This window comes from Streptomyces sp. ME02-8801-2C (assembly GCF_033793965.1).
In the GTDB taxonomy this organism is placed as follows: domain Bacteria; phylum Actinomycetota; class Actinomycetes; order Streptomycetales; family Streptomycetaceae; genus Streptomyces.
This window is the reverse complement of sequence record NZ_JARAXP010000003.1, coordinates 725,570-738,186: the sequence shown is the minus strand read 5'-3', so window position 1 is coordinate 738,186 and position 12,617 is coordinate 725,570. Positions and strand designations below refer to the sequence as shown.

Below are 12,617 nucleotides of genomic sequence, written 5' to 3'. Positions count from 1 at the left end.
CACACCGCCCCACATGCTCCGCGCAGAGGAGAACAGCCCCGCCATGTCATCCCCCGTCACCCACGACTACCCGGCCATGAGAAGCGGCCGTCCGGAGCCGGTCACCGTGGCCGTCTACGCCGCCGACCCCGTCCTGCGTGTCGGTGTCGTCCAGCAGTTACGCCAACGCCCCGAAACCACCCTCGTCGACGACGCGGACGCGGACTCGGCCCGTGTCTCGCTGGTGGTCGTGGACAACGTCGACGACGACGTGGCCGCGCTGCTCCAGCGACTGCGCCACAACTCCGCCACCCGCACCGGCCTGGTGGTCGGCAGGCTCGGTTCGGGCGCCCTGCAACGGGTCGTCGAGTGCGGGGTGACGGCGGTGCTGCGCCGCACCGAGGCCGAGCAGGACCGGCTCGTCCACCTCGTCGTGGCGCTGGCCAACGGCGAGGGCGTACTCCCCGGGGATCTGCTCGGGGAACTCCTCACCCACGTCGGCAGCCTGCAACGCGCCGCGCTCGACCCCCGGGGCGTCTCCCTGTCCACGCTCACCACCCGTGAGGCGGACATGCTGCGCCTGGTCTCCGAGGGCCTCGACACCGCCGAGATCGCCCGCAAGACGTCGTACTCCGAACGCACCGTCAAGAACGTCCTGCACGAGATCACCACCCGTCTGCAACTGCGCAACCGGGCCCACGCGGTCGGGTACGCGCTGCGCAACGGGCTCATCTGACCGTACGCAGCATGCCGCGGCGGGGAGCCGTGCTGCCCGAAAGCGCAGTGCGGGCTTCCCCCGGGTACGGCTTCGGCGCCCTGTCGCGGGGGACGGGGCGGGCGCAGGCTGGCCGGGGGAGAGCTGTGTGCCGTACCGAATAGTGAGGTGGAGCGTGACGAGTACCGCTGACGGGGGTGGGCGGTACCGCCTGGGCAGGATCGGGGCGTCGTTGCTGTTACTGGCGCCGCTGCTCGCGTTGACGGGGGCCTCGGGCCAGGGCAGCGCCGAGCCCGGGCAGCCGGCGGTACGGGCCGCCGGGGACACCCGGGTCGCCTACGCGGGGACCGGGCACCGCAGCCTCGGCGAGGTCGCGACCACCACCTCCAGCACACCGCTGTTCGGCACGGGCGCGACCCACTACGACACCCAACCGGCCGCGCTCGGCGACCAGTTGGTCTTCGCGAGTCGACGGGACGAGAAGACGCCGCAGATCTATCTGCGTGCGGCGGACGGCACCGTACAACGGCTCACCAGCGGCATGGACGCGGCGCGTCCCCGGCTGACGCCGGACGGCGCGTCCGTGGTCTTCGACGCGGGGACGGCGCAGCGCGACCTGTGGCTCGTACGGACGGACGGCACCGGGCTGACGCGGCTCACGGACACCCCCGCCGACGAGACGGCCCCGACGGTCTCCCCTGACGGGCAGCGCATCGCGTACACCAGCGACGCCGACCCGCTGTCCGGCACGCAGATCTACGCACGTCAGCTGAGCGGCGGCCCCGCGACCAGGGTCACCTCCCCGGCCAACGGGACGGCGAGCGAGCCCGCGTGGAACCCGGTGAACGACGACGCGAACCGGGACTGGATCGCGTACACCGCGACGTCGGAGGGCGTGGGCCGACTGCGGGTGGTCAACGCGGACGGGACCGGCGACGAGACACTGCTGGCGGGAGACCGGGCGCAGTGGCGGGCCCACTCGGTGGCCTGGCAGCCCGACGGGAACGGGGTGATCTTCCTCAGCCCCGAGATCACCTGTGAGTGCGAGGGCGACTGGGACCATGTGTTCCGCTCCCAGGCGCACTCCGACCAGGTGCCCTCCCTGGTGCTCAACGAGGACCGCGAGGTCCGCTCGCCGACCTGGGTCGGGTCCGTGGACGGCGGTCACGCGGTCGTCGAGCGCACCACGGCGGCCACCCCGCACATCGTGACGCTCCAGGACGTCCGCGCGGACGGCGTCGACCCGCGGGACCTCGGCCTGACGATCCTCAAGGAGGACCCGGCGGCCGACACCAACACCGACCCCACCAAGGACCCCCTGTTCCAGCCGGGCGACGGCTTCGACCCGTGGACGGAACGGCAGAACTACACGCCGGACGGCCGCCGCATCGTGGTGACCCGGTTCGAGGACACCCCGCAGGGCCGTGTCGAACGGATCTGGATCGCCGACGCTGACGGCTCGAACGCCCAGCCCATGCCGCTCGCCGGACGGGAACCCACGGACTGGGACACCGACCCCACGTTCTCCCCGGACGGCAGGTTCCTCGCCTTCACCCGCGCTCCCGGCGGCGTCGGACAGCCCAGCCGCATCCTGGTCGCGGACGCGACGACCGGCGCGATCACCGGGCAGATCGTCCCTCCGGAGGGCGAGGAGACCGGCCGCGACGCCCAGCCGACCTGGTCCTCCGACGGCACCACCCTCGCCTTCACCCGCAGCGAGGTGATCGAGGACAACGGCGGCAACAAGCACATCTGGACCGTGCCCGTGAACGACCTGGCCCGGCAGCGCGACCTGAGTGCCACGATCTGCCCCGGCACCTGCCAGGTCATCGACGACAGCCCCGCGTTCTCCCCGGACGGGCTCAGCGTCGCCTTCAACCGCAAGAGCGGCGGCGGCGCCGTCGACGAGCGCACCGGCATCCTGCTGACCTCGCTGTCCGACGGCGAGTGCCGGGTCCTGCTGCCCGCCGGTGCCGGGGACTGCAGCACCCAACTCCCGGACACCTCCCTCACCGGCCCGTTCCAGCCGCGCGACGCCGCCTGGTCGGCCGACGGCACCTCCCTGGTGCTCTCGTCCCGCGAGACGGTCGCCCCCAACAGCCCCGAGAAGCTGCGGACGCTCGACATCGCCACCGGTGAACTCACCTCCCTCACCTCGCAGTTGGCGGGCCGCCAGAAGGAACCCAGCGTCCAGCAGTCCGTGGACCTCACGGTCAGGGCGCCCGGCACCGTCCCGACCGTCGTCGTGGGCGAGTCCACGACGATCCGCGTCGACCTCGTCAACAACGGGCCCGCCGCCTCACCCGGCACGACCCTGACCGTGGCACCGCCGACCGGCGTCCAGATCACCGGCCTGACGTATCCAGGGGGGACCTGTGACGCCGCCTCCCTCCAGTGCAATGTCGGTGTCGTACCGCCTGGCGAGACCGTGCCGGTGACCGTCACCGTCACCGGGGTCGTCGTCGGGGACGCGCCCATCGACTGGTCGGTCACCGGGACCGTCCTCGATCCGCAGCCCAGCGACAACACCGGGCGGACCGTGGTGCCGGTCGGCGAGGAGCCGCCCCCGTCGCCTTCGCCCAGCCCCACACCCTCCACACCGCCCACCTCACCCACCCCCAGGCCCACACCGCCGCCCGCGCCCCCGGCGCCTCCCGCGCCTCCCGCGCCTCCGGCACCGCCCGCCCCCAAGGCAGGGCCCGGCCTGCGTCTCACCGCCCAGCCCAACCCCGGGTACGTCGGCGGGCGGGTCGTGGTGACGTACACCGTCCGCAACGGCCGCAACGCCCTCGCCACCGGGCTGCGGCTGCGGATCGGCCTGCCCGCGAACATCCCGGCCAACGGGCCCCCGGCGGGCTGCGACGCGAGCTTCGTGTGCGCGCTGCCCGACCTGACACCGGGCGCCAGCACCGTCGTACGCGTCGTCCTGAGCCCGGACAAGGCGCTCACCGCCCAGCTCACCGGGACGCTGACCACCACCGGGACCGACGCCGACCGGCGTGACAACACCGCGCGGCAGCGGCTGCGGATCCTCCAGCCACGGATCGTCGCGGTGCCGGAGATCGGCAAGCCCGGGTTCGTGACCTCGGTGCGCGGCAAGGACTTCCCGCCGGGAGTGCCCGTGCGGTTCACCTGGAAGCCGGGGATCACCGCGGCCGCCGCACCGACCGTGCCGCTGCGCGACGGCACCTTCATCGGGCAGCTCCTGATCCTCGCCAAGGACCAGACCGGACCCCGGATCATCACCGCCCGCGGCCCCGGGTTCTCCCCGGTGACGACCGACTTCCTCGTGGTCTCCGGGACCATCCAGCCGCCCGACGAGGTGACCCGCCGGTGATCCACGAAGTCGACGAAGGGCTGCGCCGTCTGCTCGCCGAGTCCGGTCTCGAGGCGTCGGGCGTCGAGGTCGTCTTCGACGCGCCCACCCGCGACTGGGCCGCGCGGCGCAGCGCACCCACCGTCTGCGTCTTCCTCCACGACATCCGCGAGGACGCCACCCGGCGCGGGAGCGGCTCGGGCGAGGTCTACGACGAGGACGGACACCTGGTCGCACGGCGCTCCCCGCCGCGCTGGTTCGACCTGACGTACCTGGTCACGGCATGGGCCAACCGTCCACAAGACGAACACCGGCTGCTGTCACAGGTGTTGACCACCCTGGTCGCCCACGACACGCTGCCCGCACGGCTGTTGACCGGCACACTCGCCGAACTCGGCCTGACCGTCGGGCTTGACACCGGAGGCACCGGGCTCGACGGCCCCGCCGCGTCCGACGTGTGGTCGGCGCTCGGGGGCGAGCTGAAGGCCTCGCTCGGACTGCGGGTACGGGCGCCGCTCGCCGGAGCGACCCGCGCGTCCGCGCCCCCGGTCACGGAGGGCCTGGTCGTACGGTCCGCCGCGCGGGGCGAGGACGGCGAGGCCCTGCCGGGACGGCGGCTGCGGTATCGCGAGGTGAGCGATCCGGGAGGCGACGGCTTCTCCGGACCACGGGAACGAGGAGCGGCGCCCGCTCGGCGTCGGCGAGGAGATCGGCAGCCTTGATGTACGGGGTCGAGGAGCGCGAGACCGTCGGCGCGGAAGCCCAAGTCATCGACAGGGACGGGGAGTTGTGGGATCGGCTGCGGCTCGTCGAGGAGCGGGTGCGGCACGCCGTCGCGGTACGCCGGGCCGGTGACCCCGATCCGGACGACCCGTACCGGGGGCAGTACCTCACCCCCGAGGCGGTGGACCGGATCCTGGACGGGCCGGGCGGACTCGACCTGCCCGCGCACGAACCGCGGGACCCGGACGCCGGTTCCGTGCTCGGCTCGCTCGCCGGACGGTTCGGGCTGTCGTCGCTCGATCTGGACCTGCTGCTGGTGGCCGTGGCGCCAGACCTGGACCCGCGGTTCGAGCGGCTCTACGGCTACCTCAACGACGACCTGACCCGGCGCCGGCCCACCGTCGGGCTCGCCCTGGAGCTGTGCGGGCTCGCCGGAGCATCGGCCGCACGTTTCCGGCTCACCCCCGGGGCGCCACTGGTCGACGCCGGTCTCGTGGAGGTCACCGAGCCCGAACGGCCGCCGCTGTCACGGGTGTTGGTGGTGCCCGACCGGGTCACCGGACATCTGCTGGGGAACACCGTTCCCGATGCCCGGCTCGCCGGGGTGCTGGGCGAGGGCCGTGCGGATCCGACCGCCGACGACGCCCAGTTGAGCCGGGCGGTGACCGCGGTCGGCACCGGACTCGTCCAACTCCGCACCCGTGGCGGCGACGCCGAGGGGCTGGCCGTCTCCGCCCTGCGTACGGCGGGACTGCGCGCGCTCGTCCTCGACGCGGCCGCCCTCGCCCGACGCGTCGCTGACATACCGCTGCTGGCCAGGGTCACCGCCCGCGAGGCACGGCTCACCGGCGCCGGGGTCGTCCTCGGCCCGCTGGAGGCACTCCCCGACGAACCCGGCGAACGGGCCCGTACCCTGCGGGAGTTGTGCGGGGCGCTGCGCGGGGTGCCGCTGTTCGTGTACGGCAGTGGTGGCTGGGACCCGGGGTGGGCGAAGGACACACCGGTCGTCCTGACCGTGCCGGTGGCGTCCGCGGAGCGACAGGCCGAGCGGTGGCGGTACGCGCTGGAGCGGGCGGCGGCCGGGATCGACGCCCCCCGCGACGCCGACGCCGACACGGAGTTCGGTACGGATGTCGCGGCCCTCGCCGACGCCGTGTCCGCGCATCGCCTCGACTCCGGGCAGGTACGGCGCGCCGCCGACGTGGCGGTACGTACGGCCGCTCTCGCCCGCCGCCCGGTCGGGCCCGACGATCTGCGGGCCGCCGTACGGGCGCAGAACGGGGCCGGCCTCGACCGGCTGGCCCGGCGCGTGGAGCCCGGCGTCGGCTGGGACGACCTCGTGCTGCCGCCGGCCACGCATCGGCGGCTGCGGGAACTCGCCCTGCGGGCGCGGCACCGGGAGCAGGTGCTCGGGCAGTGGGGGATGCGGCCCGGGGGCGGCCGGGGGCGCGGGGTGATCGCGCTGTTCGCGGGGGAGTCGGGGACCGGGAAGACGATGTCCGCCGAGGTCGTCGCCGCCGATCTCGGCATGGATCTGTATGTCGTCGACCTGTCCACGGTCGTCGACAAGTACATCGGGGAGACCGAGAAGAACCTGGAGCGCATCTTCACCGAGGCGTCGGCCGTCAACGCGGTGCTCCTCTTCGACGAGGCCGACGCGATCTTCGGCAAGCGCTCCGAGGTGAAGGACGCGCACGACCGGCACGCCAACATCGAGTCGGCGTACCTCCTCCAGCGGATGGAGTCCTTCGACGGGATCGCCGTGCTGACCACCAACCTGCGCGCCAACCTGGACGAGGCATTCACACGCCGTCTGGACGTCGTCGCAGACTTCGCCGTGCCCGACGCCGGCCAGCGCCTCGACCTGTGGGAACGGTGTCTGGGCAAGCGCCTGCCCAGGGCGGACGACCTCGACCTGATGTTCTGCGCGGACCGCTTCGAACTCGCCGGGGGCTCGATCCGGGCCTGCGCGGTGACCGCCGCCTACCTCGCGGCGGAGTCCGAAGGGCCGCTCACCATGCGGCAGTTGGTGACCGCCATCGCCCAGGAGTACCGCAAACTCGGACGGCTCGTCCTGGAGAGCGAGTTCGGCCCCCACCTGGCGACGGCCGTCGAGGCGTGATCCGGCGTCAGGAGCCGGTCGACATCCGGTCCTCCTCCCACTCCGGGTCGGAGTTGCTGCCCTGCGAGCCGAAGTCGATGCTCATGAACGGCTGCCCCGGCGACGCAGGCGCCGACGCGTCCAACATGTCGGTGTCCGACCCGCTGCTGGAGTCGGTGTCGCTGTCCGCTGCCGGAGCGGGGACGTCGTTCAGGGTGTAGGTGGCGGTGGCACCCGAGCCGGACCTGGTCACCCAGCCCGCGGTGATGTACGACTCGATCAGCTTGTCCCGGCGCTCCTTGGGGAAGTCCGAGCGGGTCATGCCCTGCCGGTGCGTACCGGCGGTACTGGTTCCGGCACCCGGGGTCTGCCCCTGCGCGCTGCTGTCCTCGTAGTCCTGGTACGCGAGGAAGGTCGCCTTGTCCTCGGACAGCGCCGCCAGGGCGAAATTCTGCATCTGGTCCTCGGTCAGCGTCGTGTTGCCGCCCAGGGCATCCTTCGCCTCGCTGTAGAAGTCGGCCGCGTCGCTCGGGTCCCGGCCCGCCCTCATCAGGTCGTTGACGTCCGGTTCGTTCTCCCACTGACCGTGGGGGACGGTGGTGGAGACGTTGTCGAGGAAGATGTCGATGCTGACCGGGATCATGACCCGGCGATGGTTGCCCTGGGCCGTCTCGTAGTGCACCTCGAAGCGGAGACTGCCCGAGCCCACCCCCACCATGGCCTTCTCGATACGGCGCCACATGCCGGTGCCCTGGTTCAGTGACCACTGGGGGACGATGTTCTCCGTGACGTCGCTGCCACCCACCTCCAGACCCATCACGTGGCCGCGGTCGTAGCCTGCCCCGCCGAACAGGTCCGCCCACACCTGCGTCTCGTTCGGCGCCCCGCGCGCACCCATCTGGCTCTTGTAGGCCGCGTGGAGAGCTTTGACCGCGATCGGGTTGGGTGCCTGCTTGCGGCCCTTCGTCGCCGTCGGGGTGACGGGTCCGGTCACCGTCCTGGGTCGCCGGACGGTGAGGTTCTGCGCATGTCGGGCGCCGGCCTTGGTGGGCGTGTAGTTGGTGACGACCGCGTTCTCCAGCGTGGTGGTGCTGGCCCGCTGCACCGTGTCCGCCGCTGCCGGGATCGCCTCGTGCCCGGCCTCCGGCGCACGCTGTACGTCCGGTGCCGGGCCGGACAGGACCCTGTGCGCGTTGGCCTCGGCGGCCCGCTCGAAGCGGTCGCCCGGATCCGACACCGAGAACCCGTGCCCGGTGTCGCTGCCCGACACCGGCCCCTGGCGCTGCTGGACGACATGGGTGAGCTCATGGGCGAGGGTGTGCCGGTCGCCGCCCCCGGCGCCGATGACGACATGACTGCCGGAGGTGTAGGCGCGCGCCCCGATGGCACGGGCCGAGCGGGCGGCCGCGGCCCCGGTGTGCAGCCGCACGTCGGAGAAGTCGGTCCCGAACCGGGCCTCCATGTCCTGCCGCACCTTCCCCGCGAAGGGTTTGCCGGCCGAGCGCAACACCTCCCGCACCCCGGTGTCGTGCTCTTCCGCCTCGGGCGTGGGCGTGGGGCGGACCCGGCGGGCGATCATGCCGGCCACGGCGGCGTTGCCCGCGCCGCGCTGGACGGCCCGGAGCACGTCGGCGGTGAGCGGGGGCGGAACTGCGGCGCCGCGCGACGGTGTCTCCCGGCGGGCGGCCGCCGGTCGTGGACCTTCAGCCTGCTCGTCGTGCGCCCTGGACGTCCGCACCCACTACCTCCTCGTCGGCCACCTCCGCCGAGCGACCGCTCGTCCGCTCGTCGCACAGCGCTCCGTGCCCAGAGTCGACCGCACGCGGCGGCAGGGTGTCCAGATCCCCGGGGGAGCCCCGCGGGTCACGGCGACCGTACGAAAAGGCAGCGGCGTTGCCCCGTTCATGTCCCCGCGTCCCTGCCGCACCAGCGGCCCCACCAGCAGACTCGGCCTGGACACAGGTGTGAGGGAGCCTGTGTCACATCCCCGGCCGGCGCCCGTCGTCTGGCACGCACGCTCGCCGCGTTGCCGGACCGCCCACGTGGCTCCGCCACGAGGACGCTCCGGCGCCTTGCGATCGCACGCACCGGACGACGGCCGCTGATCCGACCGGGGATGTGACACAGGCTCCGCAAGGAACGCGAAGGAGCCAACATGCCGACGTACCTCACCCCGGGCGTGTACGTGGAGGAGGTGCAGTCCGGTGCCCGACCGATCGAGGGAGTCGGCACCGCCGTCGCCGCGTTCGTCGGGTTCGCCGGGCAGGGGCCCTTCCACACGCCGACGCTGGTCACCAGCTGGGACCAGTACACCCAGCTCTTCGGCGGCTTCGTCGAGGGCACGTATCTGTCCCTCGCGGTCCACGGGTACTTCTCCAACGGGGGCGGTGCCGCGTACATCGTGCGGATCGGCGGCTCCTCCGACGCGGGCACGGACTCCGCCGGCCCCGCCCAGCCGAAGGCTGTCGAGCCCGTCGAGGTCGGCGGGTTCCTGGTCGCCGCCAAGGCCGGGGTGACCGGTGTGTCGGTGGAGGTCGCCGACGCGGACGGCGAGAACCCGCCCGAGGACCGCTTCAAGCTGCTCGTGCGCCGGGGCGACCAGGTCGCCGAGACGTACGAGGCGTCGTCCCGCAAGAACGTCAAGGGGTACCTGGTCACGCAGGCCCGTGCCTCCAAGCTGATCGAGGTCACCGAGCAGCGCGGCGCCCCGCAGACCCGTCCCGCGAGCCAGACCCTGGCCGTGCCCGACGCCCCGGCCGCGCCCGCCGCGAACGGCGGCGGCGAGGTTGTACGCATCGACCCGGCCGAGTACGTCGGCGACGCGGGCGCCCGTACCGGCTTCGGCGGCCTGGAGACCATCGACGAGATCACGATGGTCGCGGTGCCCGACCTGATGAGCGCCTACCAGCGCGGCGACATCGACGCCGAGGGCGTACGGACCGTGCAGCTCGCCGTCATCTCGCACTGCGAGCAGATGGGCGACCGGGTCGCCGTCCTCGACACGCCCCCCGGACTCAACGCGCAGCAGGTGCGCAACTGGCGTAACGACGAGGCGGGTTACGACTCCCGCTACGCCACCCTCTACTACCCGTGGGTGCGGGTCTTCGACCCGGCCGTCGGGCGCAACACGACCGTCCCGCCGAGTGGTCACGTCGCCGGCGTGTGGGCGCGCAGCGACGCCGAGCGCGGCGTTCACAAGGCGCCCGCGAACGAGGTGATCCGGGGTGCGGTCGACCTCGAACTGCGGCTCAGCAAGGGCGAACAGGACCTGCTGAACCCGATCGGCGTCAACTGCGTACGCGCCTTCCCCGGCCGGGGCATCCGGATCTGGGGTGCCCGCACCCTCTCCTCCGACCCGGCCTGGCGCTACCTGAACGTGCGCCGCCTCTTCAACTATCTCGAAGAGTCCATCCTGTTGGGCACCCAGTGGGTGGTCTTCGAGCCCAACGACGACCGCCTCTGGTCGTCCATCCGGCGCAACGTCACCGCGTTCCTCACCGAGGAGTGGCGCCGGGGCGCGCTGTTCGGCCGTACCGCCGAAGAAGCCTTCTATGTGAAGTGCGACCGCGACAACAACCCGCAGGAGTCCATCGACCAGGGCCGGGTCGTCTGTGAGATCGGCGTCTCGCCGGTCAAGCCCGCCGAGTTCGTGGTCTTCCGGCTGGCCCAGTTCTCCGACAGCACCAGCCTCATCGACGAGTGATCGACGAGTGAACAGCGGCCACCGCACAGAAGATCGCGCAGCAGAGCGCAAGGAAGGTTGACAGACAGCCATGGCAACAGGTGACGCTCTTTCCACCCACGTCTTCGGCGTACAGCTCGGCGGCTATCTCGTGGAGTCGATCCAGGAGATCAGCGGGCTGACCGTCGAGGAGGAGGTCGTCGAGGTCCGCCAGGTCAGCGCGGAGGGCAAGCAGATCATCCGCAAGCAGCCGGGCGCCCGGCAGGCCGGCGAGATCACGATCACCCGGGGACTCGACCAGAGCAGCGAGTTCACCACGTGGATCAAGGAGACCCTGAACAACGGGGCCGTCAACTCCGCCCGGCAGAACCTCACCATCGAGATCAAGGACACCGAGGGCAACACCGTCCGCCGGATCCAGCTCATGCAGGGCTGGGCCTCCAAGTGGGAGGGCCCCTCCCTAAAGGCGGGCGAGTCGGCCGCGGCGACCGAGTCCGTGACGATCGTGTTCGAGGAGATCATCGTCGAATGAGGCGCCGTACGGTCACGGCGGGCAATCTGGAGGAGATCCTCCAGGCGACGGCGCCCGCCACAGCACAGCCGCCGGAGCAGCAGGCGGCGCCCGCCGCTCCCGCTCCGGCACGCTCCCAGGACAGTGGCCTGCGCACCGAGTTCGAGTTCGAGCTGCCCCGCGGGTACGTCGACGAGGCCGGCACCGTCCACCGGCACGGCGTGATGCGCCTCGCCACCGCCCGCGACGAGCTGCGCCCGCAGATCGACCTGCGGGTGAAGGAGAACCCCGCGTACCTCAGCGTGGTGCTCCTGAGTCAGGTCATCACCCGGCTCGGCACCATCAGCGACGTCCACGCGGGCGTCGTCGAGCGGATGTACGCCACCGACGTCGCCTTCCTCCAGGACTTCTACCGCCGCGTCAACAGCGAGGGCCACACCCGCGCGGCGGTCACCTGTCCGCACTGCGACGGCGGCTTCGAGGTCGACCTCTCGGGTGGGCGCCTGGGGGAATCGTGACGTACGCGCTTCCCCGGCTGCGGGAGGAGATCGCGTACGTCGCCTACCACTTCCACTGGCAGCGCGAGGAGATCCTCGATCTGACCCATGAGGAGCGGCGGCAGTGGGTGGCCGAGATCGCCCGTATCAACACCCGGGTGAACGAAGGCGGTTGAGCAGATGGGATGGCGGGACTGGCTGCGGGGCCGGGCCGCCGCGCAGGGGGGTGCTCCTTCGGGTGCCCCGGCTGCCGGGGCGGGGTTCGGCGCGGATGGTTCCGGCGACGCGGTCTCCGGCGGGCCCGGTGGTTCCGCGTCCTCTCTGCCCGGTGACTGGGACGGAGGGTGGCGGCGTACCGCGCCGCCGACGCTCACTGTCTCGCGGGCGCCGCTCGGGGTCAGCGACGGGCTGACGTTCCGTTCCGGGCTGGCCGCTTGGCAGAACCCGTCGTTCGGCTCCCGGCTCGGCCACGCGGTGCTGGCCTCGGCTCCGGCGGGGCTGGTACGAGGGGTTGCGCGGCCTTCGGGGCCTCGGCCGGCGCCCGCTGGTGACGGGGGGCCGTTGCTGCTGCGGTCCGTGCGCGGGGATGGGGACGGGGATTCGGAGACGGGGGGCCCGCAGGAGCGCGGCCTTGCCTCCGGGGACTCTCGTACCGTGCCGCCCTCGCCCTCGCCCTCGTCCTCGTCCCCCTCGGCTGTCCAGCGGGCCGTGGTCCCTGGCGCGGCCGTGCGGCCCGTCGACTCGCCGGTTCCCGTGGTCCGGCGGGTGGCTGTGCTTCCGAGCGCCGCCGGCCGACCCGCGAACGATGCCGGTCGACGCACCGCCCCGGCGGCGTCGGAGGGCGGGCGCGCGGAGACCTCGCCCGACACCGGCGCGGGCACGTCCTCCCGGCCCCCCGTCCGGACCCGCCCGGCAGGGCCCTCGCTGACCGTGGCCCGCCGTCCGGTGGGGCCCGTGCGACGGGTGAGCGCGGTACGACCGACCGTCGCATCCGGCTCGGAATCCGAGGCACCGGCACGTCCCGATGTTCCCGTGCAGCGCGCGGCTTCTCGTGAGGAGAGTCCCCTCGGAGCGCCTCTCGGTGAACTGCCCG

At 72.6% G+C, this 12,617-nt stretch carries 9 protein-coding genes; 8 read left to right on the top strand and 1 reads right to left on the bottom strand.

The genetic code is table 11. The features are described from left to right. Positions 1–43 precede the first annotated feature (43 nt). From PV396_RS12280 to PV396_RS12265, 4 genes are all read left to right on the top strand, one after another. Positions 44–715 (top strand): helix-turn-helix transcriptional regulator, encoded by a 672-nt coding sequence (locus PV396_RS12280; protein WP_319203591.1) that lies wholly within the window; start codon positions 44–46, stop codon positions 713–715. A gap of 154 nt (positions 716–869) precedes the next feature. After that, complete coding sequence (locus PV396_RS12275; RefSeq protein ID WP_319203589.1) at positions 870–4,031, top strand: hypothetical protein; 3,162 nt, start codon at positions 870–872, stop codon at positions 4,029–4,031. Continuing rightward, positions 4,028–4,732 (top strand): DUF4255 domain-containing protein, encoded by a 705-nt coding sequence (locus tag PV396_RS12270; RefSeq protein ID WP_319203587.1) that lies wholly within the window; start codon positions 4,028–4,030, stop codon positions 4,730–4,732. The genes PV396_RS12275 and PV396_RS12270 overlap by 4 nt, the downstream gene beginning before the upstream one ends. Further along, the gene (locus tag PV396_RS12265; RefSeq protein WP_319203585.1) at positions 4,732–6,855 is read left to right on the top strand and encodes an ATP-binding protein; all 2,124 of its coding nucleotides are present in this window, start codon (positions 4,732–4,734) and stop codon (positions 6,853–6,855) included. Before PV396_RS12270 ends, PV396_RS12265 begins: the two co-directional genes overlap by 1 nt. A 7-nt stretch (positions 6,856–6,862) precedes the next feature. Here PV396_RS12265 and PV396_RS12260 read toward each other — a convergent pair whose 3' ends face one another. Next, a complete protein-coding gene (locus PV396_RS12260) occupies positions 6,863–8,572 on the bottom strand; it encodes an eCIS core domain-containing protein (RefSeq protein WP_319203583.1) in 1,710 nt (569 codons plus the stop codon). Between the two features lie 417 nt (positions 8,573–8,989). Between PV396_RS12260 and PV396_RS12255 the strand changes: the two genes are divergently transcribed. The 4 genes from PV396_RS12255 to PV396_RS12240 all read left to right on the top strand — a co-directional run bounded on the left by PV396_RS12255 (position 8,990) and on the right by PV396_RS12240 (position 11,700). Then, positions 8,990–10,537, top strand: a complete 1,548-nt coding sequence (locus PV396_RS12255; RefSeq protein ID WP_319203581.1) for a phage tail sheath family protein — start codon at positions 8,990–8,992, stop codon at positions 10,535–10,537. A gap of 70 nt (positions 10,538–10,607) precedes the next feature. Next, positions 10,608–11,048, top strand: coding sequence for a phage tail protein (locus tag PV396_RS12250; protein ID WP_319203580.1), 441 nt, complete (start codon positions 10,608–10,610; stop codon positions 11,046–11,048). Then, positions 11,045–11,545 carry a hypothetical protein gene (locus tag PV396_RS12245; protein WP_319203578.1) on the top strand — a complete coding sequence of 167 codons (501 nt, stop codon included), beginning with the start codon at positions 11,045–11,047 and terminating at the stop codon, positions 11,543–11,545. The genes PV396_RS12250 and PV396_RS12245 overlap by 4 nt, the downstream gene beginning before the upstream one ends. Next, the gene (locus PV396_RS12240; RefSeq protein ID WP_319203576.1) at positions 11,542–11,700 is read left to right on the top strand and encodes a DUF6760 family protein; all 159 of its coding nucleotides are present in this window, start codon (positions 11,542–11,544) and stop codon (positions 11,698–11,700) included. Before PV396_RS12245 ends, PV396_RS12240 begins: the two co-directional genes overlap by 4 nt. Positions 11,701–12,617: the final 917 nt, after the last annotated feature.

What these genes read in the sequence shown, in the direction of transcription:
- PV396_RS12265 (WP_319203585.1), top strand. Translation starts at nt 4,732, where the DNA reads ATGTACGGGGTCGAGGAGCGCGAGACCGTCGGCGCGGAAGCCCAAGTC.
- PV396_RS12245 (WP_319203578.1), top strand. Translation starts at nt 11,045, where the DNA reads ATGAGGCGCCGTACGGTCACGGCGGGCAATCTGGAGGAGATCCTCCAG.
- PV396_RS12280 (WP_319203591.1), top strand. Translation starts at nt 44, where the DNA reads ATGTCATCCCCCGTCACCCACGACTACCCGGCCATGAGAAGCGGCCGT.
- PV396_RS12250 (WP_319203580.1), top strand. Translation starts at nt 10,608, where the DNA reads ATGGCAACAGGTGACGCTCTTTCCACCCACGTCTTCGGCGTACAGCTC.
- PV396_RS12255 (WP_319203581.1), top strand. Translation starts at nt 8,990, where the DNA reads ATGCCGACGTACCTCACCCCGGGCGTGTACGTGGAGGAGGTGCAGTCC.